General features: G+C 66.9%; 22 protein-coding genes. 15 read left to right on the top strand and 7 right to left on the bottom strand.

The features are described 5' to 3' along the window. Nucleotides 1–3: 3 nt before the first annotated feature. The 5 genes from ligD to POR01S_RS05665 all read left to right on the top strand — a co-directional run bounded on the left by ligD (nucleotide 4) and on the right by POR01S_RS05665 (nucleotide 5,697). Nucleotides 4–2,571, top strand: coding sequence for a DNA ligase D (gene ligD / locus POR01S_RS05645; RefSeq protein ID WP_042134347.1), 2,568 nt, complete (start codon nucleotides 4–6; stop codon nucleotides 2,569–2,571). A gap of 117 nt (nucleotides 2,572–2,688) precedes the next feature. Then, nucleotides 2,689–3,699, top strand: coding sequence for an acyl-CoA dehydrogenase family protein (locus tag POR01S_RS05650; protein WP_376781447.1), 1,011 nt, complete (start codon nucleotides 2,689–2,691; stop codon nucleotides 3,697–3,699). Further along, nucleotides 3,687–4,448, top strand: coding sequence for a PIG-L deacetylase family protein (locus tag POR01S_RS05655; RefSeq protein WP_255211797.1), 762 nt, complete (start codon nucleotides 3,687–3,689; stop codon nucleotides 4,446–4,448). Before POR01S_RS05650 ends, POR01S_RS05655 begins: the two co-directional genes overlap by 13 nt. An 8-nt stretch (nucleotides 4,449–4,456) precedes the next feature. Then, nucleotides 4,457–5,044 (top strand): class I SAM-dependent methyltransferase, encoded by a 588-nt coding sequence (locus tag POR01S_RS05660; RefSeq protein WP_077173015.1) that lies wholly within the window; start codon nucleotides 4,457–4,459, stop codon nucleotides 5,042–5,044. Then, nucleotides 5,041–5,697 (top strand): glycosyltransferase family 2 protein, encoded by a 657-nt coding sequence (locus tag POR01S_RS05665; RefSeq protein ID WP_027599219.1) that lies wholly within the window; start codon nucleotides 5,041–5,043, stop codon nucleotides 5,695–5,697. The genes POR01S_RS05660 and POR01S_RS05665 overlap by 4 nt, the downstream gene beginning before the upstream one ends. Here the strand turns inward: POR01S_RS05665 and POR01S_RS05670 are convergent, their stop codons facing one another. After that, a complete protein-coding gene (locus POR01S_RS05670) occupies nucleotides 5,698–6,492 on the bottom strand; it encodes an AraC family transcriptional regulator (protein WP_081875168.1) in 795 nt (264 codons plus the stop codon). 76 nt (nucleotides 6,493–6,568) lie between these two features. Here POR01S_RS05670 and POR01S_RS05675 point away from each other — a divergent pair, with 76 nt between their 5' ends. Beyond that, nucleotides 6,569–7,579 carry a bile acid:sodium symporter family protein gene (locus tag POR01S_RS05675; protein WP_042134352.1) on the top strand — a complete coding sequence of 337 codons (1,011 nt, stop codon included), beginning with the start codon at nucleotides 6,569–6,571 and terminating at the stop codon, nucleotides 7,577–7,579. 24 nt (nucleotides 7,580–7,603) lie between these two features. Here POR01S_RS05675 and gorA read toward each other — a convergent pair whose 3' ends face one another. Together gorA and galU are read right to left on the bottom strand one after the other, a co-directional pair. Further along, nucleotides 7,604–8,977 carry a glutathione-disulfide reductase gene (gorA, locus tag POR01S_RS05680; RefSeq protein ID WP_042134354.1) on the bottom strand — a complete coding sequence of 458 codons (1,374 nt, stop codon included), beginning with the start codon at nucleotides 8,975–8,977 and terminating at the stop codon, nucleotides 7,604–7,606. Between the two features lie 126 nt (nucleotides 8,978–9,103). After that, on the bottom strand, nucleotides 9,104–9,934 hold the full coding sequence (gene galU / locus POR01S_RS05685; RefSeq protein WP_007161840.1) for a UTP--glucose-1-phosphate uridylyltransferase GalU: 831 nt from the start codon (nucleotides 9,932–9,934) through the stop codon (nucleotides 9,104–9,106). Between the two features lie 239 nt (nucleotides 9,935–10,173). Between galU and POR01S_RS05690 the strand changes: the two genes are divergently transcribed. Beyond that, the gene (locus POR01S_RS05690) at nucleotides 10,174–10,656 is read left to right on the top strand and encodes a hypothetical protein (RefSeq protein ID WP_231501019.1); all 483 of its coding nucleotides are present in this window, start codon (nucleotides 10,174–10,176) and stop codon (nucleotides 10,654–10,656) included. Between the two features lie 150 nt (nucleotides 10,657–10,806). Beyond that, nucleotides 10,807–11,181 (top strand): hypothetical protein, encoded by a 375-nt coding sequence (locus POR01S_RS05695; RefSeq protein WP_042134356.1) that lies wholly within the window; start codon nucleotides 10,807–10,809, stop codon nucleotides 11,179–11,181. Here the strand turns inward: POR01S_RS05695 and POR01S_RS05700 are convergent. From POR01S_RS05700 to POR01S_RS05710, 3 genes are all read right to left on the bottom strand, one after another. Then, the gene (locus POR01S_RS05700) at nucleotides 11,147–11,503 is read right to left on the bottom strand and encodes an antibiotic biosynthesis monooxygenase family protein (protein WP_042134358.1); all 357 of its coding nucleotides are present in this window, start codon (nucleotides 11,501–11,503) and stop codon (nucleotides 11,147–11,149) included. The two genes, POR01S_RS05695 and POR01S_RS05700, sit on opposite strands and share 35 nt — an antisense overlap. Then, on the bottom strand, nucleotides 11,500–12,204 hold the full coding sequence (locus POR01S_RS05705; protein ID WP_042134360.1) for a CTP synthase C-terminal region-related (seleno)protein: 705 nt from the start codon (nucleotides 12,202–12,204) through the stop codon (nucleotides 11,500–11,502). Before POR01S_RS05705 ends, POR01S_RS05700 begins: the two co-directional genes overlap by 4 nt. A 177-nt stretch (nucleotides 12,205–12,381) precedes the next feature. Continuing rightward, entirely contained in the window at nucleotides 12,382–13,419 is a 1,038-nt protein-coding gene (locus tag POR01S_RS05710) for an NADP(H)-dependent aldo-keto reductase (protein ID WP_042134361.1), read from the bottom strand. 203 nt (nucleotides 13,420–13,622) lie between these two features. Here POR01S_RS05710 and POR01S_RS05715 point away from each other — a divergent pair, with 203 nt between their 5' ends. The 6 genes from POR01S_RS05715 to tcyN all read left to right on the top strand — a co-directional run bounded on the left by POR01S_RS05715 (nucleotide 13,623) and on the right by tcyN (nucleotide 18,987). Further along, nucleotides 13,623–14,762, top strand: coding sequence for a glutathione-independent formaldehyde dehydrogenase (locus tag POR01S_RS05715; protein ID WP_042134364.1), 1,140 nt, complete (start codon nucleotides 13,623–13,625; stop codon nucleotides 14,760–14,762). Nucleotides 14,763–14,929: 167 nt separating this feature from the next. Further along, on the top strand, nucleotides 14,930–15,583 hold the full coding sequence (locus POR01S_RS05720; RefSeq protein ID WP_042134366.1) for a 7-cyano-7-deazaguanine/7-aminomethyl-7-deazaguanine transporter: 654 nt from the start codon (nucleotides 14,930–14,932) through the stop codon (nucleotides 15,581–15,583). A 69-nt stretch (nucleotides 15,584–15,652) separates the two neighbouring features. Next, the gene (locus POR01S_RS05725) at nucleotides 15,653–16,645 is read left to right on the top strand and encodes a D-cysteine desulfhydrase (protein WP_042134368.1); all 993 of its coding nucleotides are present in this window, start codon (nucleotides 15,653–15,655) and stop codon (nucleotides 16,643–16,645) included. A gap of 112 nt (nucleotides 16,646–16,757) precedes the next feature. Next, a complete protein-coding gene (gene tcyJ / locus POR01S_RS05730) occupies nucleotides 16,758–17,555 on the top strand; it encodes a cystine ABC transporter substrate-binding protein (protein WP_042134370.1) in 798 nt (265 codons plus the stop codon). Then, entirely contained in the window at nucleotides 17,552–18,226 is a 675-nt protein-coding gene (gene tcyL / locus POR01S_RS05735; RefSeq protein ID WP_027599207.1) for a cystine ABC transporter permease, read from the top strand. The genes tcyJ and tcyL overlap by 4 nt, the downstream gene beginning before the upstream one ends. Then, on the top strand, nucleotides 18,223–18,987 hold the full coding sequence (gene tcyN / locus POR01S_RS05740; protein ID WP_042134373.1) for an L-cystine ABC transporter ATP-binding protein TcyN: 765 nt from the start codon (nucleotides 18,223–18,225) through the stop codon (nucleotides 18,985–18,987). The genes tcyL and tcyN overlap by 4 nt, the downstream gene beginning before the upstream one ends. Here tcyN and epsC read toward each other — a convergent pair. Then, on the bottom strand, nucleotides 18,978–19,922 hold the full coding sequence (gene epsC, locus POR01S_RS05745) for a serine O-acetyltransferase EpsC (protein ID WP_007161852.1): 945 nt from the start codon (nucleotides 19,920–19,922) through the stop codon (nucleotides 18,978–18,980). The two genes, tcyN and epsC, sit on opposite strands and share 10 nt — an antisense overlap. 116 nt (nucleotides 19,923–20,038) lie before the next feature. Between epsC and sseA the strand changes: the two genes are divergently transcribed. Next, nucleotides 20,039–20,890 carry a 3-mercaptopyruvate sulfurtransferase gene (sseA, locus tag POR01S_RS05750; protein ID WP_042134375.1) on the top strand — a complete coding sequence of 284 codons (852 nt, stop codon included), beginning with the start codon at nucleotides 20,039–20,041 and terminating at the stop codon, nucleotides 20,888–20,890. Nucleotides 20,891–21,035: the final 145 nt, after the last annotated feature.

Genomic DNA, 21,035 nt, shown 5'->3' on the forward strand with positions numbered 1-21,035 from the left:
GCCATGGCCAGCTCGACCAGCGAATACAACCGCAAGCGCAACTTCGACATCACCGCCGAGCCGCGTGACGAGGGCAGCTCCCGCCGGCGCAAGGCCAAGGGGGCCCTGACTTTCGTCATCCAGAAGCACGACGCGCGGCGCCTGCACTACGACTTCCGCCTGGAGCTGGATGGCACCCTCAAGAGCTGGGCGGTGCCCAAGGGTCCCAGCCTCGATCCCGGCGAAAAGCGCCTGGCGGTGCAGGTGGAGGACCACCCCCTCGCCTACGGCAGCTTCGAAGGCAGCATTCCCGAAGGCCAGTACGGCGCCGGCGATGTCATCGTCTGGGATCGTGGCGAGTGGGAGGCGGATGGCGATGCCGCCGAAGGCTATGCCGCGGGCAAGCTCAAGTTCGAACTCAGGGGTGAAAAGCTGCGCGGTCACTGGACCCTGGTGCGCACCCGGCTGCAGGGCCACAGCGACAAGCCGCAGTGGCTCTTGATCAAGGAGCGCGACGACCAGGCCCGCGACACCGCCGACTACGAGGTGACCGCTGCCGAACCCGACAGCGTGCTGAGCGACAAGACCCTGCCTCGGCTGGCGCAGTCCAAGGCCAAGGGCAAAACCTCCGCCAAAGCCAAGGCGACCAAAACGCCGACCCGCCAGCCCACGGCCAAGGCGCGCAAGGCCAAGCTGCCCGAGATCCTGGAAGCCCAGCTGGCCACCCTGGTCGACAGTCCGCCGGCCGGCGGCTGGCTGTACGAGGTGAAATACGACGGCTATCGGCTGCTCGCCCATATCGAGGGCGGCGAGGTGCGCCTCTTCACCCGCAGCGGCAACGACTGGACCGAGCGCCTGCCGGAGCAGGCCAGGGCCCTGGCCGCGCTGGGCCTGGAAAACGCCTGGCTGGACGGCGAGATCGTGGTCAACGACGCCCAGGGCGTCTCCAGCTTCCAGGCGCTGCAGAATGCCTTCGAGACTGGCAAGGCGACCCGCATCACCTATTACCTGTTCGACCTGCCCTATCTCAATGGCGCGGACCTGCGCGAGGTGCCGGTCGAGCAACGCCGCGAGTTGCTCGGCAAGCTGCTGGAAGAGAGCAACGACAGCGAGCTGCTGCGCTTCTCCGCCGCCTTCGAGGTGCCGGCCGATCGCATCCTGGCCAGTGCCTGCGAACTCGGGCTCGAAGGGGTCATCGGCAAGCGCCTGGGTAGCCCCTACCGTTCGCGGCGCAACAAGGACTGGATCAAGCTCAAGTGCGCCCACCGCCAGGAATTCATCATCGTCGGCTACACCCCGCCCAAGGGCGGCCGCCAGCACCTGGGCGCGCTGCTGGTGGCGCTGCACGATGACCAGGGCCAGCTGCACTATGCCGGCAAGGTCGGTACCGGCTTCACCGCGGCCGTGCTCAAGCAGCTGCACGCCCGCTTCCAGCCGTTGATCGTCGATGAGCCGCCGGTGGTGGATCCGCCCAAGGGCGCCGCCTATCGCGAAGTGACCTGGCTGCGGCCCGAGCAGCTGTGCGAGATCGCCTATGCCGAGCTGACCCAGGACCGCATCGTCCGCCAGGGCGTCTTCCACGGCCTGCGCGACGACAAGCCGGCCGAGGGCATCGGCTTGGAAGAGGCGACACCAGCCCGCGAGGCCGAGGCGCCGCGCCCGTCCGCCGCACGCCGTCCGTCTGCGGGCAAGCAGCAGGACGCCAGCGTCGCCGGGGTGCGCATCAGCCATCCCGAACGGGTCATCGACGAGGCCAGCGGCGCACGCAAGCTCGACATCGCGGGCTATTACGCCGCCGTCGCCGACTGGATCCTGCCGCATCTGGCCGACCGACCCGTGGCCCTGGTCCGGACGCCCGAGGGTATCGCCAGCGAGCAGATCTTCCAGAAGCACAAGCAGACCCTGGCGATCCCCCATATCCGCGAACTCGATCCGGCACTGGACCCGGGGCATGCGCCGCTGATGGTCATCGACAGTCGCGAGGCCCTCATCGGCGCGGCCCAGATGGGCACGGTGGAACTCCATACCTGGAACGCCACCGCCGACCGCATCGACCGGCCCGACCGCTTCATTCTCGATCTCGACCCTGATCCCGCCCTGCCCTGGTCGCGCATGCTGGAGGCGACGGGGCTGGTGCTGACCCTGCTCGACGAGCTGGAGCTGCAGGCCTTCGTCAAGACCAGCGGCGGTCGCGGCCTGCACCTGGTGGTGCCGCTGGATCGGCGCCAGGACTGGGACACCGTCAAGGCCTTCGCCCAGGCCGCGGCCCAGCACCTGGCCAACACCCTGCCCAAGCTCTTCGCCGCCAAGATGGGCGCCCAGAATCGCCAGGGGAAGATCTTCGTCGACTACCTGCGCAATCGCCATGGCGCCACCACGGTCAGCGCCTTTTCCCTGCGCGCCCGTCCCCACCTCGGCGTTTCGGTACCCATCGCCCGGGATGAGCTGGCGACCCTGGAGGCCAGCGACCAATGGCGCTTCGACTCCCTACTGGAACGCCTCGAAGGGCTCAAGGACGACCCCTGGGCCGGGTATGCCGAGATACGCCAGAGCCTTACCGCAGCGCGGCGCAAGCGGCTCGGCGTAGCGTAGCGATGCGCCTGCCGTCGGCAAGCGTACCGCCTAAGCGAAACCCCTTATCGCTGCCCGTGGTCTGCACTAACGAGCGCTGTCGTGGACAGCGCCGTCGCCAGCCACGGGATGGAGCCGATGTCGATCGATCTGGATAGCCTCCAGGACACCCTGGACGAGTGGGCCTATGACGAGGTCACTCCCGCACTGCTGCAACACCGACTCCAGATTCTCAACCAGCGCGGTCTCGACCGCCTGCCGTTGCCCGGCCAGGGTCAGACCCTGGACCGTTGGCGCGCCCTGGCCCAGGTCGCCCATCATGACCTGGGCCTGGTCAAGCTGTACGAAGGCCACACCGATGCCCTGGCCATCCTGAGCGAACTGGAGGGCTACGCTCCGCCCGAAAGCCTCTGGGGCGTCTGGGCCGCCGAGCCGCCCGATGCCCGCCTGCTGGTGCGCTACAGCGCCGACGGCGTGGTCACCCTGCACGGCCGGAAGTCCTGGTGCTCCGGCGCCTCCCTGGTCAGTCACGCCCTGGTCACCGCCTGGATGGACGATCATCCGATGCTGGTGGCGGTGGAAATGAAGCAACCCGGCGTCGAAGTCACCCAGGACGGCTGGCGGGCCATCGGCATGCAGCACACGGGTAGCGTCGACGTGCTGTTCGACGGGGCCGCCGGCGTGCTGGTCGGGGCCCCCGGTCGCTACCTGCACCGCCCCGGCTTCTGGCATGGCGGCGGCGGTATCGCCGCCTGCTGGTATGGCTCCGCCACCGCCCTGGCCGATACCCTGCGCGCTCACTGCAAGCGTCATCGCGAACCCCATGCCCTCGCTCACCTGGGCCATGTGGACGCCGCCCTGCTCGGCGCCGCCACTGCACTGCGCCAGGCCGCCGAGTGGCTGGACCTCAACCCCGAGGCGGACGCCCGTTATCCCGTCTGCCAGCTGCGGGCCCTGGTCGAGCAGTGTGCCGAAATCGTCATCCGCCATACCGGCCGCGCCTTTGGCGCCGCGCCGCTGTGCCGCGACGCCTATTGCGCCCGCCACATGGCGGACCTCCCCGTCTACCTGCGCCAGAGTCACGCCGAACGCGACCTGGCGGTGCTGGGTGACCTCAATCTGCTGGAGGGTGCCCCTTGGCAACTGTAGGCGATCGTCAGATTCAAGGAGCTGGCACCGCGCCCGAGGCGTGGCTGCAGTGGTCCGGCTTCGCCGAGATGCCGGCAATCGAGGCCTCGCAACTGGTCCCGCCCGGCCATCGCGCCGTGGTCGTCGCCCCGCACCCGGACGACGAGATCCTCGGCTGCGGCGGCCTGCTCTGCCAGTTGGGTGAACTGGGGCGTCGTCTGGCACTGGTGGCGGTCACCGACGGCGATGGCAGCCATCCGCAATCCACCCTCTGGCCGGCCACCCGCCTGCGCAACACCCGTCCACTGGAGACCCGCGAAGCCCTGCGCCGCCTGCATCTGGAGCGCGCCACCGTGACCCGCCTGGCGATACCGGACGGCCATGTAAGCGAGCAGGAAGCCGCCCTGCAGCAGCGGCTGGTGGAAATCCTCACGCCGGAAGACGTGGTCTTCGCCACCTGGCGATTGGATGGCCATCCCGATCACGAGGCGACCGGCCGCGCCGCCGTGGAAGCCTGCCGCCTGCGCGGTGCCCGCTGCATCGAGGTGCCGGTCTGGACCTGGCACTGGGCCGCCCCGGGCGATCCACGCGTGCCCTGGGAACGGGCGCGGCGCCTGGATTTGGAGGAAGACGTCCTGGCGCTGAAGAAGCGCGCGGTGAATGCCTTCGGCAGTCAGCTGACCGAGGACACGAGCACGGGACAGGGACCCATCCTGCCGCCTGCGGTAGTGGCCCGTCTCACCCGTGCCTGGGAGGTCTATCTGACGTGACCGTCTCCATGAGCTATTTCGATTCGCTGTACGCCAGCAGCGACGATCCCTGGGACTACCGCCATCGCTGGTACGAAGCGCGCAAGCGCGATCTGACCCTGGCCATGTTGCCGCACCGTCGTTACAGCCACGGCTACGAGCCTGGCTGCTCCACCGGTGAGCTGTCCCGGCGGCTGGCCGAGCGCTGCGAGCGGCTGCTGGTCAGCGACGGCAATGCCTCCGCGGTCGCCACCGCTCGCGAGCGCCTGGCCGATCAGGCTCATGTCGAGGTGCATCACCTGCTGCTGCCGGACGCCTGGCCGGCCGGCGCCTTCGATCTCATCGTCATCAGCGAGATCGGCTACTACCTCGGCGAGCCCGGCCTGGCTGCCCTCTTGGATCGCGCCCACAGCGCGCTGCTGCCCGGAGGGGTACTGCTCGGCTGTCACTGGCGCCATCCCATCGAAGGCTGCGCCCTGACCGGCGACCAGGTTCATGAGCGCATGGCCGCCCTGCCCGGCCTGCATCGCCTGAGCCACCTCGAAGAATCCGATTTCCTCCTCACCCTCTGGTCTTCCGACCCCACCTCCGTCGCCCGCCGGGAGCAGCTTCTATGATAGGTGCCGTGATACCCGCCCATAACGAAGAGCAACACGTCGAACGCTGCCTGCAATCGGTCCTGCGCGCCGCGCGGCATCCGGCCTTGCTAGGTGAACCCGTCGAGGTCGTCATCGTGCTGGACAGCTGCACCGACGGCACCGCCGACATCGTTCGCCGGCTGCCGGTCACCGCACTGGAAGTCTGGGCCTGCAACGTCGGCCTGACCCGGGCGACCGGCGCCGCCCACCTGATTCAGCTGGGCGCCCGCTGGCTGGCCTGCACCGATGCCGACTCAGAGGTGGCGCCGGACTGGTTCGCCGCCCAGCTCGCCTATGGCGCCGATGCCGTCTGTGGCGTGGTGGAGGTGGACGACTGGACCCCGCATTCCCCCGGCCTCAGGGCTCGCTACGAGGCGGCCTATCACGACCGCGAAGGCCATCAGCACATTCACGGCGCCAACTTCGGCATCTCCACGGCAGCCTATCTCCAGGCCGGCGGCTTTCCGTCCATGACGGTGGACGAGGACGTGACCCTGGTTACCGCGCTCCAGACCCAGGGTGCGCGTATCGCCTGGAGCAACAGCGTGCGGGTGCGCACCAGCTCGCGCCTGGACTGCCGGGCCCGCGGCGGTTTCGGCGACTACCTGAGCCTGCTCGGCGCCACTGCCTGACTAAACGCCCAGGGCGAAGGCCCCGGGCGTCGCGCCGAATTGCCGGCGAAAGGCGGCGATGAAGGCCGATGGGGAGTTGTAGCCGCAATCCAGCGCCACCTCCGTCACCGCAGCGCCCTGTTCCAGGCGTTCCAGGGCGCTGATCAGGCGCAACCGCTGGCGCCAGGTCCTGAAGGTCAACTCGGTATCGCGCAGGAACACCCGGCTCAGGGTCTTTTCCGAGGCGCCCAGCACCCCTGACCACTGCGCCAGGGTGCGATCGTCCGACGGATTGGCCGCCAGGGCCTCGCATAGCAGACGCAGCCGGCCATCCTGGGGCGCCGGCAGCGACAGTCCGACCTCGGGTGCCGCCTGCAACTGATCCAGCATCACCGACACCAGCCTTCCCTCGGGTCCCGCCTCGTCATATTCCCTGGCGAAGCCGCTGAAGGTCTTGATCAGTTCGCGGATCAGCGGGCTCACCGCCACCACCCGACACCGCTCGCCCACATAAGGCGCCGCCTCGGCCCCGACATAGAGGCTGCGCATCTCCGCCCTGGGCGAGGAGCGCACCTGATGCTCGACATCGGCGGCGATCCACACCGCCCGCTGCGGCGGTGCCACATAGCTGCCCTCGGCGGTGGTCACCGTGAGCACCCCCTTGATGGCATAGGAAAGCTGGCCCCAGGGATGCCGGTGCCAGGGTGTCCAGGCCGGTTGGGCCAGGGATTCCACGCGGGCATAGAGGCGCCGCGGCAGGTGCGCGAGTTCGGGCACGGGGCGTTCGACCGCAGACTGTCCGTTTGACGACATCATTGGGGCTTTTCGCGTTAGTCGGCTAGGTCAGGAGACGATAGCCTTGGGGCTATCCGCAGACAACCCGAGAGAGACCATGGCTCGTCCCCGCCTGATGCCCGACAATTTCACGCTGCTGCTGGTCGCCACGGTGATCCTGGCCAGCGTGCTGCCCTGCCAGGGCCTTGCCGCCCAGATTGCCAACGTGGTCACCAACATCGCCATCGGCCTGCTGTTCTTCCTGCACGGCGCCAAGCTGTCGCGCCAGGCACTGGTGGCTGGCATCACCCATTGGCGCCTGCACCTCCTGGTGTTCGCCTTCACCTTCGTCAGCTTTCCGCTGCTGGGCTGGGCGCTGCAGCCGCTGCTGGCCCCGCTGGTGACGCCGGAGCTCTATCTCGGCGTGCTGTTCATGTGCGCCCTGCCGGCCACGGTGCAGTCGTCCATCGCCTTCGTCTCCATGGCTCGCGGCAATGTCTCGGCCGCGGTCTGCAGTGCGTCCCTGTCCAGCCTGCTCGGGATCTTCCTCACCCCACTGCTGGTCCGGCTGCTGCTTGACGCCCACGGCGGCTCGGACGGCCAGAGCACCCTGGATGCCATCATCAAGATCTGCGTCCAGCTGCTGCTGCCCTTCGTCGCCGGCCAGCTGCTGCGTCCGGTGATCGGCCACTGGGTGGATCGCCACAAGGGCAAGCTCAAGTTCGTCGACCAGGGGTCCATCCTGCTGGTGGTCTACACCGCCTTCAGCGCCGCGGTCATCGAAGGCCTGTGGCGCGAGACGCCGATCCTGTCGCTGGTGGGCCTGGTGTTCATCTGCGCCACCCTGCTGACCATGGTCCTGCTCGCCACGCGCTACAGCGCCCGGCTGCTGGGCATGAGCAAGGAAGACGAGATCACCGTGGTCTTCTGCGGCTCCAAGAAGAGCCTGGCCACGGGGGTGCCCATGGCCAAGGTGCTGTTCGCCGGCAGCACCATGGGTCCGGTGCTGCTGCCGATCATGCTGTTCCACCAGATCCAGCTGATGGTCTGCGCGGTGCTGGCGCAGCGCTACGCCAGGCGCGAGACGGCGGAGGCCGCGCTCGTGGCGGCGGCCCCCGTGGCGAAGTGATCCCCGCGGTGGCGAGGCGCCCGTCTAGCGCGCCTCGTCCTCGCGAACCGGCTTGCGCATGGTGACCCACTCTTCCGCGGCGGTGGGATGGATGCCCAGGGTGTCGTCGAAGCAGGCCTTGGTCGCGCCCGCCTTGAGGGCGATGGCCAGGCACTGGATCTGCTCGCCGGCATCGGGGCCCACCATGTGGCAGCCCAGCACCTGGTCGCTGTCGGCATCCACCACCAGTTTCATCAGGGTGCGCTCCTGGACATCGGTCAGGCTGAGCTTGGTCGGCCGGAAGCTGCTCTGGAAGATCTTCAGCCGATGGCCACGCTCACGCGCCTCTTCTTCGCTCAGGCCGATGCTCGCCAGATTGGGCAGGCTGAAGACCGCGCTGGCGATCAGGTCGTAGTTCAGCGGGCGATAGCTATCCGGATCGAACAGATGGCGCGCCAGGGTCATGCCCTCGGCCAGGGCCACCGGGGTCAGCTGCACCCGGCCGATGACGTCGCCGATGGCGTAGATCGAAGGCTCCGCGGTCTGGAAGGTCTCGCCGACCTTGATGAAGCCTCGGTCGTCCAGGGCGACACCGGTGTTTTCCAGGCCCAGGTCGTCCAGCATCGGCCGGCGGCCGGTGGCATAGAAGACGCAATCGGCGTCCAGCACCCTACCGTCCTTGAGTGTCACCTGCAGGCTGCCATCGGCGGCCTTGTCGATCCGCGCCACATCGGCGTTGAATTGCAGGTCATGGCCGCGCTTCTGCATCTCGTCGCGCAGATGCTCGCGCACGCCCCGGTCGAAGCCGCGCAGGAACAGCTCCCGGCGATACAGCAGGGTCGTCTTGGCGCCGAGCCCCTGGAAGATCGAGGCGAATTCCACGGCGATGTAGCCGCCCCCCACCACCACCACCCGCTTGGGCAGCTCCGGCAGGTAGAAGGCCTCGTTGGAGGTGATGGCATGCTCGCGGCCGGGGAAGTCCGGCACGTCCGGCCAGCCCCCGGTGGCGATGAGGATGCGCTCGCAGCGATAGCGCTGGCCTTCCACCTCCACGGTATGGGGATCGAGGATGCGGGCATGGGCTTCCAGCAGGGTCACCCCGCTGTTGACCAGCAAGGCCCGATAGATGCCGTTTAGCCGGCGGATCTCGTGGTCCTTGCTGGCGACCAGGGTGTTCCAGTCGAAGGCCGGTACCTCGGCGTCCCAGCCGTAGCCTCGCGCCTGGCGGAATTCATCGCGAAAGGAAGCGCCGTAGATGAAGTATTTCTTGGGCATGCAGCCCACGTTCACACAGGTCCCGCCGAGGTAACGGCTTTCCGCCACCGCCACCCGGGCACCGAAGTCGGCCGCGAAGCGCGCGGCCCGTACCCCGCCCGAGCCGGCGCCGATCACGAAGAGGTCGAAATCATAGGTCGTCATGGAGCTCTCTCTTTTTGCTGCTGGCGACCAGCATAACGCAAGGCCACCCTGGGCAGCGGCCCGGCTGGCCAATCGCCAGAAACGACAAGGCCACCCGCAGGTGGCCTGGTCGACTGCACGTCAGGCTTAGAGGGCCTTGTACAGGTTCTCGAAGCAGAAGTTGGTGGCTTCGACGAAGCCTTCCGCGCTACCGCAGTCGAAACGCTGACCCTTGAACTTGTACGCCAGTACGCAACCGTCCTGCGCCTGCTTCATCAGGGCGTCGGTGATCTGGATCTCGCCACCCTTGCCCGGCTCGGTCTGCTCGATCAGGTCGAAGATGTCCGGGGTCAGGATGTAGCGGCCGATGATCGCCAGGTTGGAGGGAGCGTCTTCCGGCTTCGGCTTCTCGACCATGTTGTTCACGCGGTAGATGTCGTCACGGATCATCTCGCCGGCGATCACACCGTACTTGTTGGTCTCGTTGGCCGGGACTTCCTGGATGGCCACGATGGAGCAGCGGAACTGGTTGTACAGCTTGACCATCTGCTTGAGGACGCTGTCGCCTTCCAGGTTCAGGCAGAGGTCGTCCGCCAGGACCACGGCGAAGGGCTCGTCACCGATCAGCGGGCGGCCGGTCAGGATGGCGTGGCCCAGGCCCTTCATCTCCACCTGACGGGTGTAGGAGAAGGTGCAGTTGTCGATCAGCTTGCGAATGCCGACCAGGTACTTTTCCTTGTCGGTGTTCTTGATCTGGCTTTCCAGCTCATAGCTGATGTCGAAGTGGTCTTCCAGCGAGCGCTTGCCACGACCGGTAACGATCCCGATCTGATGCAGGCCAGCCTCCAGAGCTTCCTCCACGGCGTACTGCACCAGCGGCTTGTTCACAATGGGCAGCATTTCCTTGGGCATGGCTTTGGTCGCAGGGAGAAAACGAGTGCCATAGCCGGCTGCCGGAAACAGACATTTGGTGATCATGGGAGTCCTTTGATCTGTACGTGAAGGCAAAACGAACGGCGGTCTATCCAGCCGCTTGTCGCATACAATGCCCGAAGCGCGCGACGCTGGAAATAGCCAGGCATGGGCGCTCTGTGGACGTGCGGATACGACTCCAGGATTGCCTTCCGGTTCTGCGCAAAGCCGCAAAGAACTGCTATCGTCCAAAGTTTGGAACCAGCGTCACGACTCCGCGGATAGATCTCGACATGAAGAAATGGATGCTCCCGTTGCTGTGTGTTTCCCTCGCCGGCTGCTCCCTGGGCGGTCATCACGAGGCGGCGGACACGCGGCCGCTCAGCGCGGAACAGACCACCCTGCTGCGCCAGAACGACCTCTTGCAGGCCAAGCTGCTGGTCCTGGGTGGCAGCGAAGAACAGCTCAAGCTCGCGGATGCCCTGCTGCTGCGCAATGGCGGAACCAGCGCCGATGGCGAAGTGGAGTTCTATCGTGCGGTGATCGCCATCAAGCAGGGCCCGCAGACCGATGACGTCCTGGAATTGCTGAACGCCTCCGCCGATCATCGCTATCCGCTGGCCTATGCCCTGCTCTATCGGATGTATACCGATCCCTTCCTGGTGCCCGAGGCCGACCCGATCCAGGCGCAGACCTACAAGAGCGCCTACGGAGAGCTCGCGGTGGCCAAGAGTGGCTATCCGTCCTTCGACAAGGCCGTGGAAGTCACCCGCCAGCTGGCTCCCTGAACCCGCCTCTCTAGTCGGCCGCTTTGCGGCCGTTCACAGTCTGGCGCTGGCGAATGAGCAGCCGTTGACCTTTCCTGGATGTGAATGATGTCAACTGGCCGCATGACGGTAGCATCGAGCCTCTACCGTCCGCCGCCCAGAGCCATCTCCATGTCCTCGCTTGGCAAGCTGTCACCCGATATCGTTGCCGTCCGGACCGTGACGCAGCGGCTCGTCCTGCTGCTGATCGGGTTCTTCGCGCTGGCCATCCTGCTGACGCGGCTGCCGACCTTCATCAACGCCGCCAGCGGCGAGACCTGGCAGATTCGCGGCGGCCAGATTCCGCTGATGCAGTATCCCGCCATGCCGGAGCGCAGCGTGGTCGCCAACCGCCAGCTGATCGCCATGCTCAAACCGGGCGATCGCATCCTGGTTCTGGACAGCGCCCCCTTTCGCCCCTGGAAGAAGGTCATGCTGATCGGCGAAGAGAGTCGTATCGGCTGGATCCGTGTCACTCCGGCCCTGGGCGCGATCCGCCTGGAGTGACGCCAGGACCGGCGCGGCTCGACAGCAGGCGCATGACCCGGGTGTCATGCCAGCGATACCAGCGCGCCTGACCCAGCCGCTGCGCCTGCCGATGTTCCGGATGGGCGCCCCAGGCCGCGACGGCGGCCTCATCGGTCCAGTAGGACAGGGTAATGCCGAGGCCATCGGTGCCCCGCACCGATTCCATGCCCAGAAAGCCTGGCTGCGCCTGCGCCAGCTCCACCATGCGCGCCGCCATGGCCTCATAGTCGGGATCGTCGTCGGTGCGTTGCGAGACGAAGGCGATCACCACACAGTCCTCGGGCAATTCCGGCCGCTTCATGTCCCCAGGTTCCGCGCCGCGACCACCGCGTCCAGCCAGGCGCGCACCGCCGTGGGGACCCGACCGGCCAGCGCCTCGCGCTCGGGCTGATAGAGGGTGCCGAAATAACAGGGATGGGTCGTCAGCTCGAAGGCCACTGGCAGCTCTTCCTCATCCCAGGCGAGGACGCGCCAGCCGGCGTCGAGCAAAGCCGGCAGATAGGCGGGATTCACCCCGAAGCGACAGCGATAGGTGGCCTCGACCCGTTCGGCGCCGGCCGCCTCCGCCAGGCGCGACCCTGGCAGCAATCGGAGTTGATTCTGCACCTCGATGCGGGCGCAGCTCAGGGGCGTGAGCACCGCGCGGCTGGCCGACGGATCGTCTTCACCGTGGGCGGCGTCCGTCCAGCCCAGCACGGACTGGACGTACTCCAGCAACGCGTACTGCAGCCCGCCACAGGTCCCGAGAAAGGGAATCCGCTGTTCGCGCGCCGTGCGCAGAGTCGCCAGCACCCCTTCGCGATGGCGATAGGGACTCCCGGGGACGCACCAGAGGCCGTCGCAGTCGGCAAGGGCGCCATCGGCCTCGACCGTCGGCAGCCAGCGTGTCCGCAGCGTGACACCCAGCGCCGTGGCGGTCAGCGCCAGGGCCTGGGGGATGGCCTGGTGGGCCACGATGGAAGGGTCCTGGTCACCCAGGAGCACGATTTCGTACGACGTCATGACGGACACCTGCAGGCGTGAAAGGTCCGACCGACTCTAGGCCCTTGGGGCCGCGGTTTTAATAGGCGTTGCGGACAGCAGCCCTTGCGTCCCTGCCCTGTCGGTCACGGCCGCCTTTCGCCAGGCGCAAGGAAACGCCCGGTACAGCAGCTGTACCGGGCGCCGGATACCAGACGATCAGGGTGCCGGGTTGGGCTGGTCGACGTGGATGGCTTCGATGGCGGCCAGGGTTTCCTGGTCCAGCACCAGCTCGCTGCTCGCCAGATTGCTTTCCAGCTGGGCGAGCGAGGTGGCGCCGATGATGTTGCTGGTGACGAAGGGCCGACTGGTGACGAAGGCCAGGGCCATCTGCGCCGGATCCAGACTGCGCTCCCGGGCCAGTTCGACGTAGGCCTGGGCCGCGCGCTGCGTCTGGGGATTGCTGTAGCGCTGGAAGCGTTCGAAAAGGGTCAGTCGCGCCCCTTCCGGACGGGCGCCGTTCAGGTACTTGCCCGCGAGCACACCGAAGGCCAGCGGCGAATAGGCCAGCAAGCCGACCTGCTCGCGGATGGCCTGCTCGGCCAGCCCCACCTCGAAGCTGCGATTGAGCAGATTGTAGGGATTCTGGATGGAGACCACCCGCGGCCAGCCACGGGTCTCGCTCAGGTGCAGGAAGCGCTGCACGCCCCAGGGCGTTTCGTTGGACAGGCCGACATGGCGGACCTTGCCTGCCTTCACCAGGCCGTCGAGGGCCTCCAGGGTCTCCTCGATGGGTGTGAAGTCGGCATCGTTGTGCACATAGCCCAGCTGACCGAAGTAATTGGTCCGCCGATCCGGCCAGTGCAGCTGGTAGAGATCCAGGTAGTCGGTGTTGAGTCGCTTGAGACTGGCCTCCAGCGCGGCGGTGAGATTGGCCTTGGTAAAGGCCAGGCCACCGTCGCGGATGTAGTCCATGTCGCGGCCAGGACCGGCCGCCTTGCTGGCCAGCACCCAGTCGGCGCGGTCGCCGTGCTGGCGGAAATAGTTGCCGAGGATGGTCTCGGTGCGGGTATAGGTCTCGGCGCGCGGCGGCACCGGGTACATCTCGGCGGTATCCAGCAGGTTGACGCCGGCCGTCTTGGCGACCCGGATCTGCTCGAAGGCTTCTGCCTCGGTGTTCTGCTCGCCCCAGGTCATGGTACCCAGGGCAATGGCGCTCACCTTCAGCTCGGTTCGGCCCAAGGATCGATAGTGCATGGCAAGCCTCTTTCGCGGTTTAAACCGCAACGTTAGCAGGACTCCCAAGTGCAGCCCAACTCGTCTGACGATTTGAACTCTCGTCCGCTTGCCGATGCCCTCCCCTTGAGGCGACAGCCCAGGCTGCTCGCTGCTAGGGAAGACGCCCATCTACCCAAGCGGGTGCCCGTAGAGGACCGACGCGACACTCCGGAGTGCACATCATGAAAGCTGTGGTTTACCAGGGCCCACGCGACGTCGCGGTCAAGAACGTAGCCGATGCCAGCATCGAAAAACCCACCGACGTCCTCGTCAGGATCACCACCACCAACATCTGCGGTTCCGACCTGCACATGTACGAAGGCCGCACCAGCTTCGAAAGTGGCCGGGTCTTCGGCCACGAGAATCTCGGCGAGGTGGTCGAGGTCGGTCTCGGCGTTGATCGCATCAAGGTTGGCGACCGGGTCTGCCTGCCCTTCAACATCGGCTGCGGATTCTGCGAGAACTGCGAGCGCGGGCTGACCGGTTTCTGCCTCACCGCCAACCCGGGCGTCGCCGGTGCGGCCTACGGCTTCGCCGACATGGGCCCCTACCAGGGTGGCCAGGCGGAGTTGCTGCGGGTGCCCTACGCCGACTTCAACTGCCTGGTACTGCCCGAAGATGCCGCGGAACGCGAAGACGACTACGTGATGCTGTCCGACATCTTTCCCACCGGCTGGCATGCCACCGAGCTGGCCGGTCTGCGCCCGGGCGAATCCATCGCCATCTATGGCGCGGGCCCGGTCGGCCTCATGGCTGCCCACTCCGCCATGATCCGTGGCGCCTCCGAGGTCTATGTGGTCGACGACCAGCCGGATCGCCTGGCACTGGCGGAAAAGCTCGGCGCCAAGGCCATCCACGCCAAGGAAGGCGATGCGGTGGAGCAACTGCTCAACCTCACCCATGGGCACGGGACCGATCGCGGTTGCGAGTGCGTCGGCTACCAGTGCTGCGATCACCACGGGCACGAAGTCAATCACCTCACCATGAACAACCTGGTGGCGTCGACCCGCGCCACCGGTGGTATCGGGGTGGTCGGGGTGTTCGTGCCCCAGGACCCGGGCGGCCGGAACGACCTGGCCAAGCAAGGCAAGATGGCCTTCGACTTCGGCAACTTCTGGTTCAAGGGCCAGCAGATCCGCACCGGCCAGGCCAACGTCAAGAACTACAACCGCGAGCTGGCGCGGTTGATCCATGCGGGCAAGGCGCGACCCTCGCAGATCATCTCCCATCGCCTGAGCCTGGCCGAGGCGCCGGACGCCTATCGCCATTTCGATGCGCGGGATGATGGCTGGACCAAGGTGGTACTCAAGCCGGCCGCTTGAGGCGGTTCACCTTCCCAGGGAGCGCTCAGGAAGAGCCGCTCCCACCCGCCGGGCGCCGCCTGCAGCCAATCACTGGTGATAGGCCCCGGCTTTGGGCTAGGATGGCGCCGCCCCGAACTCCGGGGCCTGGGTTCCCTCACCCCAGGCACTTTCAAAAAGGCCCTCTCATGCTCGAACGTATAGCTTTCGCGCGCCGCACGGCGGTCGCCGCGCTCGTCGCCTTCCATATCCTCATCATCATCGCTAGCAACTACCTGGTGCAGTTGCCGCTGCAGCTGTTCGGCTGGCACACCACCTGGGGCGCCTTCAGCTTCCCCTTCATCTTTCTCGCCACCGACCTCACCGTGCGGCTGATGGGCAAGGCGCCCGCCCGCCAGGTGATCGCCCGGGTGATGATTCCGGCCCTGGTGGTTTCCTACGGGGTCTCGGTGCTGTTCCAGGACGGCAGTTTCCAGGGCTGGGCGGCGCTGGCCGCGGTCAACGTCTTCGTGCTGCGCATCTCCCTGGCCAGCTTCTGTGCCTATGTGCTCGGCCAACTGCTCGACATCCAGGTGTTCGACCGCCTGCGGCGCTCGCGCCACTGGTGGCTGGCGCCCACGGTCTCGACCCTGTTCGGCAACGCCCTCGACACCCTGGCCTTCTTTTCCATCGCCTTCTGGCGCAGCGACAACCCCTTCATGGCCAGTCACTGGCCGGAGATCGCCCTGGTCGACTACGGCGTCAAGCTGACGGTCAGCCTGCTGCTCTTCGTCCCGCTCTATGGCGTGCTGCTGCGTTCGCTGGTGCCCCAGGCCTGGGCGCGGCGTCCGGACCTCGCCTGAGGGCAGGATTGCCGCCAGGCACGGCCTGGCCCTAGAGTGATGCCCCCTTCAATTGCCCCGGGTTCCGCCATGCTCGCCACCGCCCTCGCCCGCTTTCCGCGCCTGACGCTGCAACCCTCGGTGACCCCGCTGGAGGTCCTGCCGCGGCTGTCAGCGGAGCTGGGCCGACCGGTCTACTGCAAGCGCGACGACACCACCAGCCTGGCCCTGGGCGGCAATAAGGTGCGCAAGCTGGAATACCTGGTCGCCGCGGCGCTGGCCGCCGGCGCCGACACCCTGGTGACCGCCGGCGCCATCCAGTCCAACCATGTGCGCCAGACCGCCGCCGTCGCCGCGCAACAGGGCCAGGGCTGCGTCGCCCTGCTGGAAAATCCCATCGCCACCGCGGACCCCGGCTACCTGCACGGCGGCAACCGCCTCCTGCTCGAACTCTTCGGCGCCGAGATCAGAGCCGTCGCGGCGCTCGATGATCCGTTGCGGCAGCTGGAAGCCGAAGCCGAGCGCCTGCGCCAGCAAGGGCGCAAGCCCTGGGTGATCCCCATTGGCGGCTCCAGCGCCCTGGGCGCCCTCGGCTACGTCCGTGCGGCCTTGGAACTCGACGCTCAGCTGCAGGAGCTACAGTTGCAACCCGCAGCCGTCATCCTCGCCTCCGGTAGTGCCGGCACCCAGGCCGGGCTGGACCTGGCCCTTCATCATCTGCGGCCAGAGCTGCCGGTGATCGGCGTCACCGTTTCCCGCACCCAGGCCGAGCAGCTGCCCAGGGTCGCCCTGCTGCGGCAGCAGTTGGCCGAGTTGCTGGGCGTCGCTCTACCTGAGAATCCTCCGCTCCTGCGTGACGGCTACTTCGGCCCGCGCTATGGCGAGCCCAATCCCGGCACCCTGGCCGCCATCCGCCGCCTGGGCCGGCTCGAAGGCCTGGTGCTGGACCCGGTCTACACCGGCAAGGCCATGGCGGGCCTGCTGGATATGGTCGCCAGCGGGGACCTCCCACCCGGCCCCCTGGTATTCCTGCACACCGGCGGCGCCCCGGGCACCTTCGCCTATGGCGACTGGTTGGCGTGATCGGCTAGCCAAGCCACAGGACGATGGCATAACGTCAGCAGTTTTCGGACTTGGGATGTCAGAACAGACACCCTCATAGTGGCGCACCCTCATAACCACAAGGATCTCTGCCATGCGCAAACCCCTCCCCCAGCGTCTGCTCCGTAGCGCCGCCCTGTTGCTCGCCCTGGGCCTGGCCCACCAGGCCACCGCCCAGGCCGAAGACCTCCTGCAGACCGTCAAGCAGCGCGGCGAACTGATCGTCGGCCTGGAGGGCACCTATCCGCCCTTCAGCTTCCAGAACGAACAGGGCCAGCTGACCGGCTTCGAAGTGGACTTCGCCAAGGCCCTGGCCAAGGAACTGGGTGTCGACGCCAAGATCCAGCCCGGCAAATGGGATGGTCTGCTCGCCGCCCTGGAATCTCGGCGTCTGGACGTGGTGATCAACCAGGTCACCATTAGCGAGGAGCGCAAGAAGAAATACGATTTCTCCACGCCCTACACCGTCTCCGGCATCCAGGCCCTGGTGCGCAAGGACGACGTCGACAGCATCAAGACCGCCGCCGACCTCGCCGGCAAGAAGGTCGGCGTCGGCCTGGGCACCAACTACGAGCAATGGCTGCGCCAGAACGTACCCAAGGCGGACGTGCGCACCTACGAAGACGATCCGACCAAGTACCAGGATCTGCGCGTCGGCCGCATCGACGCCATCCTCGTCGACCGCCTGGCCGCCCTGGAACTGCTGTCCAAGACCAAGGACAAGCTGGCCCTGGCCGGTGAGCCCTTCAGTCGCCAGGAGTCGGGCATCGCCGAACGCAAGGGTGATCCGCAATTCCATGCCGCGGTCGACCAGGCCATCGCCAAGCTGCGCGCCGATGGCACCCTGGCCAAGATCTCCGAGAAGTGGTTCAAGGCCGACGTCACCCAATGAGCGACACGCTACAGCTCCTGCTCGATTCGCTGCCCTTCCTGCTGAAGGGCGCGATCTGGACCGTGGTCCTGAGCCTCGGCGGCATGTTCTTCGGCCTGCTGCTGGGCTTCGGCCTGGCCCTGCTGCGCCGCTCGCCGAGCCTGCCGCTGCGTAGCCTGGCGCGGCTGTACATCTCGTTCTTCCGGGGTACGCCGCTGCTGGTGCAGCTGTTCGTCATCTACTACGGCCTGCCCGAACTGGGCCTGCAGCTCGATCCGCTGCCGGCCGCCCTGATCGGCTTTTCGCTGAACATGGCCGCCTACACCGCGGAGATCATCCGCTCGGCCATCGGCGCCATCGACCGCGGTCAGTGGGAAGCCGCCGCCAGCATCGGCATGACGCCGCTGCAGACCCTGAGGCGCGCCATCCTGCCCCAGGCGCTGCGCATCGCCCTGCCGCCACTGGGCAACAGCTTCATCTCGCTGGTCAAGGACACCTCGCTGGCGGCCACCATCCAGGTGCCGGAGCTGTTCCGCCAGGCCCAGCTGATCACCGCCCGCACCTTCGAGATCTTCAGCCTCTACCTGGCCGCGGCACTGCTCTACTGGGTCCTGGCCAGCCTGCTGTCCACCCTGCAGAACCGCCTCGAACGGCACTACGGGCGCCACATTAATGAACGAGGTCAGTCATGATCGAGGTGCAGGGGCTGTCCAAGTCCTTCCGGCAGCAGACAGTGCTGCAGTCCATCGACCTCGAGGTGGCCCAGGGCGAGGTGGTCGCGATCATCGGCCCCAGCGGTTCGGGCAAGACCACCCTGCTGCGCTGCCTCAATCTGCTGGAGACCCCGGAGGCCGGCAGCATCCGCCTGGGCGACCTGCGCATCGACGCCAGCCGACCGCTCAAGGGCCAGCAGCACGCCATCCGCCAGCTGCGCCAGCGCATGGGCTTCGTCTTCCAGAACTTCAATCTGTTTCCCCATCGCACCGCGCTGGAGAACGTGATCGAGGGCCCCATCATCGTCCAGGGCGAGGCGCGCGACACGGCCATCGCCCAGGGCCGTGAATGGCTGGCCAAGGTCGGCTTGGCCGACAAGGCCGATAGCTATCCCGGACAGCTATCGGGCGGCCAGCAGCAGCGGGTCGCCATCGCCCGGGCACTGGCCATGCGGCCCCAGGCCATCCTCTTCGATGAACCCACCTCGGCGCTGGATCCCGAGCGGGTCGGCGAGGTGCTGGAGACCATTCGCGGGCTGGCCCAGGAGGGTCGTACCCTGGTCATCGTCACCCACGAGATGGCCTTCGCGCGTGACGTCGCCCACCGGGTGCTGTTCATGGACGGCGGCCGCATCGTCGAACAGGGTCCGGCGGCCGAGTTGTTCAATCGGCCGCGTGAAGAACGCACCCGGCGCTTCCTGGCCAAGTTCGTTCGTGACAACGCCGCCGACTACTCCTGAGCCAGACCGGCGCAGCCCTGCAGGCTGGCCTGGCTGACGTTGCTGTTGGCCGGCACGCCATGGGTCAGCCAGACGTTGCCGCCGATGGTCGAGCCCTGGCCGATGGTGATGCGCCCGAGGATGGTCGCCCCGGCATAGATCACCACGTCGTCCTCGACGATCGGATGGCGCGGGTGGCCCTTCTTAAGGTTGCCCTCGGCATCGGCCGGGAAGCGCTTGGCGCCCAAAGTCACTGCCTGATAGATGCGTACCCGGTCGCCGATGATGCAGGTCTCGCCGATCACCACACCGGTGCCATGGTCGATGAAGAAGCCCTCGCCGATCTGGGCACCCGGGTGGATGTCGATCCCGGTCGCCGAGTGCGCCCGCTCGCTGACCATCCGCGCCAGCAACGGCAGGCCGCTGCGATAGAAGTGATGGGCGATGCGGTGATGGATCATGGCGTAGATGCCCGGGTAGCAGAGCAGCACCTCGTCCACGCTGCGCGCGGCGGGATCGCCCTGGTAGGCGGCGATCACGTCGGTATCCAGCAGGCGCCGCAGATCCGGCAGCGCCAGGGCGAAGGCCTGCACCAGCCGACGGGCCTCGTCGGCGCGATTGACGCCGTTCTCGCCACGCTGCTTGGCGAAATAGTCCAGTTCCAGCTTCGCCTGGATCACCAGGGCATTGAGCGCCCGCTCCAGTTCGAAACCGACATAGAAGTCCTCGCTTTCCTGGCGCAGCTGATCCGGCCCCAGGCGTAGCGGAAAGAGCGCACCGCTGAGGGATTCGATCACGCTGGCCATGACGCTGCGCGACGGCAGCTCGCGGCCGCTGAACTCGCGGAAACGCCCATGGGTCTCGCGCCATTGGCTGCGCGCCTCATGCAGTTCCCCGACGATGCGCCCGAGTTGCCAGTCGTTGCCGCCCGTGGATTGCCCGTTAAGTTCGCTCATAAGTCATCTATCCAGTTACCAGGCTGACGAGGATAAAGTATCCGCCGATCCCTGACAGCCCACGTCGCGCCAGGCGCGGTAAGCTGTCGTCCTTTGCCCATCAAGGAGCGCCACCCATGATCGCCTCCCCGCTGGTCACCGCTGCCTGGCTGCAGGAGCAACTCGGCCGTCCGGATCTGCTGATCCTCGATGCCAGTCTCTATCTGCCCAACGAACCCCAGATCGCCGACGAGACCTATCGGCAGCAGCACATCCCCGGCGCCCTGCGCTTCGATATCGAACACTTCTCCGATCCGGACACCGCGCTGCCGCACATGGTCCCCAGCGCGGGACGCTTCGCCCGCCTGGCCGGCGAACTGGGCGTCACCCCGGAGACTACCCTGGTCGTCTACGACCAGAAGGGCCTGTTCTCCGCCGCCCGGGCCTGGTGGCTGTTCCGCCTGTTCGGCCATGACCAGGTGATGGTGCTCGATGGCGGCCTGCCGCTCTGGCGTGAACAGGGCCTGCCGCTGGAGACCGGTGAAAACCTGCCCAACCCGCAGCCACCCTACCCCGTCATCTTCAACAATCGCCTGCTCTGCGGCCTGGGCGATGTGCAGACCGCGCTCAGCGTGGGCCAGACCCAGGTGCTCGACGCGCGTGGCGCCAAGCGCTTCACCGGCGAGGTAGCGGAGCCGCGCCCGGGCGTCGCCTCAGGTCATATGCCCGGCAGCCAGAATCTGCCCTACGACAGCCTGCTGACAGAAGATGGCACCCTGCTGCCACCCCAGGAGTTGCGCCAGCGCTTCCAGGCCCTGGGCATCGACGGCCTACATCCGGTGATCACCAGTTGCGGCAGTGGCGTCACCGCCGCGGTCCTGCTGCTCGCCTTGAGCGTCGCCGGCCTGCCGGATGGTCGGCTCTACGACGGCTCCTGGAGCGAATGGGGTCAGCATCCGGCCACGACCAAGGCGCTGGGCCCGGCCTGAGCCGAGCTAAGCCGCTGATTTTATTAAATACCTGTAGTATCCGATAGAGACGCCCAATCGCCGACATCGCCTTTAACAATGAGGTGAATCGTCAAAATGCGATTAGTATGCGTCCTATCGATTTCAACCCTGACTTAAACCCATC

The sequence above is a fragment of the Pseudomonas oryzihabitans NBRC 102199 genome, from assembly GCF_000730625.1.
In the GTDB taxonomy this organism is placed as follows: domain Bacteria; phylum Pseudomonadota; class Gammaproteobacteria; order Pseudomonadales; family Pseudomonadaceae; genus Chryseomonas; species Chryseomonas oryzihabitans.

What these genes read in the sequence shown, in the direction of transcription:
- gorA (WP_042134354.1), bottom strand. Translation starts at nt 8,977, where the DNA reads ATGACGACCTATGATTTCGACCTCTTCGTGATCGGCGCCGGCTCGGGC.
- POR01S_RS05700 (WP_042134358.1), bottom strand. Translation starts at nt 11,503, where the DNA reads ATGAAGCGGCCGGAATTGCCCGAGGACTGTGTGGTGATCGCCTTCGTC.
- POR01S_RS05710 (WP_042134361.1), bottom strand. Translation starts at nt 13,419, where the DNA reads ATGCACTATCGATCCTTGGGCCGAACCGAGCTGAAGGTGAGCGCCATT.
- POR01S_RS05665 (WP_027599219.1), top strand. Translation starts at nt 5,041, where the DNA reads ATGATAGGTGCCGTGATACCCGCCCATAACGAAGAGCAACACGTCGAA.
- tcyL (WP_027599207.1), top strand. Translation starts at nt 17,552, where the DNA reads ATGAGCGACACGCTACAGCTCCTGCTCGATTCGCTGCCCTTCCTGCTG.
- tcyJ (WP_042134370.1), top strand. Translation starts at nt 16,758, where the DNA reads ATGCGCAAACCCCTCCCCCAGCGTCTGCTCCGTAGCGCCGCCCTGTTG.
- ligD (WP_042134347.1), top strand. Translation starts at nt 4, where the DNA reads ATGGCCAGCTCGACCAGCGAATACAACCGCAAGCGCAACTTCGACATC.
- POR01S_RS05705 (WP_042134360.1), bottom strand. Translation starts at nt 12,204, where the DNA reads ATGACGTCGTACGAAATCGTGCTCCTGGGTGACCAGGACCCTTCCATC.
- POR01S_RS05675 (WP_042134352.1), top strand. Translation starts at nt 6,569, where the DNA reads ATGGCTCGTCCCCGCCTGATGCCCGACAATTTCACGCTGCTGCTGGTC.
- tcyN (WP_042134373.1), top strand. Translation starts at nt 18,223, where the DNA reads ATGATCGAGGTGCAGGGGCTGTCCAAGTCCTTCCGGCAGCAGACAGTG.
- POR01S_RS05715 (WP_042134364.1), top strand. Translation starts at nt 13,623, where the DNA reads ATGAAAGCTGTGGTTTACCAGGGCCCACGCGACGTCGCGGTCAAGAAC.
- POR01S_RS05670 (WP_081875168.1), bottom strand. Translation starts at nt 6,492, where the DNA reads ATGATGTCGTCAAACGGACAGTCTGCGGTCGAACGCCCCGTGCCCGAA.
- epsC (WP_007161852.1), bottom strand. Translation starts at nt 19,922, where the DNA reads ATGAGCGAACTTAACGGGCAATCCACGGGCGGCAACGACTGGCAACTC.
- POR01S_RS05695 (WP_042134356.1), top strand. Translation starts at nt 10,807, where the DNA reads ATGTCCTCGCTTGGCAAGCTGTCACCCGATATCGTTGCCGTCCGGACC.
- galU (WP_007161840.1), bottom strand. Translation starts at nt 9,934, where the DNA reads ATGATCACCAAATGTCTGTTTCCGGCAGCCGGCTATGGCACTCGTTTT.
- POR01S_RS05725 (WP_042134368.1), top strand. Translation starts at nt 15,653, where the DNA reads ATGCTCGCCACCGCCCTCGCCCGCTTTCCGCGCCTGACGCTGCAACCC.
- POR01S_RS05660 (WP_077173015.1), top strand. Translation starts at nt 4,457, where the DNA reads ATGAGCTATTTCGATTCGCTGTACGCCAGCAGCGACGATCCCTGGGAC.
- POR01S_RS05720 (WP_042134366.1), top strand. Translation starts at nt 14,930, where the DNA reads ATGCTCGAACGTATAGCTTTCGCGCGCCGCACGGCGGTCGCCGCGCTC.
- POR01S_RS05690 (WP_231501019.1), top strand. Translation starts at nt 10,174, where the DNA reads ATGCTCCCGTTGCTGTGTGTTTCCCTCGCCGGCTGCTCCCTGGGCGGT.
- sseA (WP_042134375.1), top strand. Translation starts at nt 20,039, where the DNA reads ATGATCGCCTCCCCGCTGGTCACCGCTGCCTGGCTGCAGGAGCAACTC.
- POR01S_RS05650 (WP_376781447.1), top strand. Translation starts at nt 2,689, where the DNA reads ATGTCGATCGATCTGGATAGCCTCCAGGACACCCTGGACGAGTGGGCC.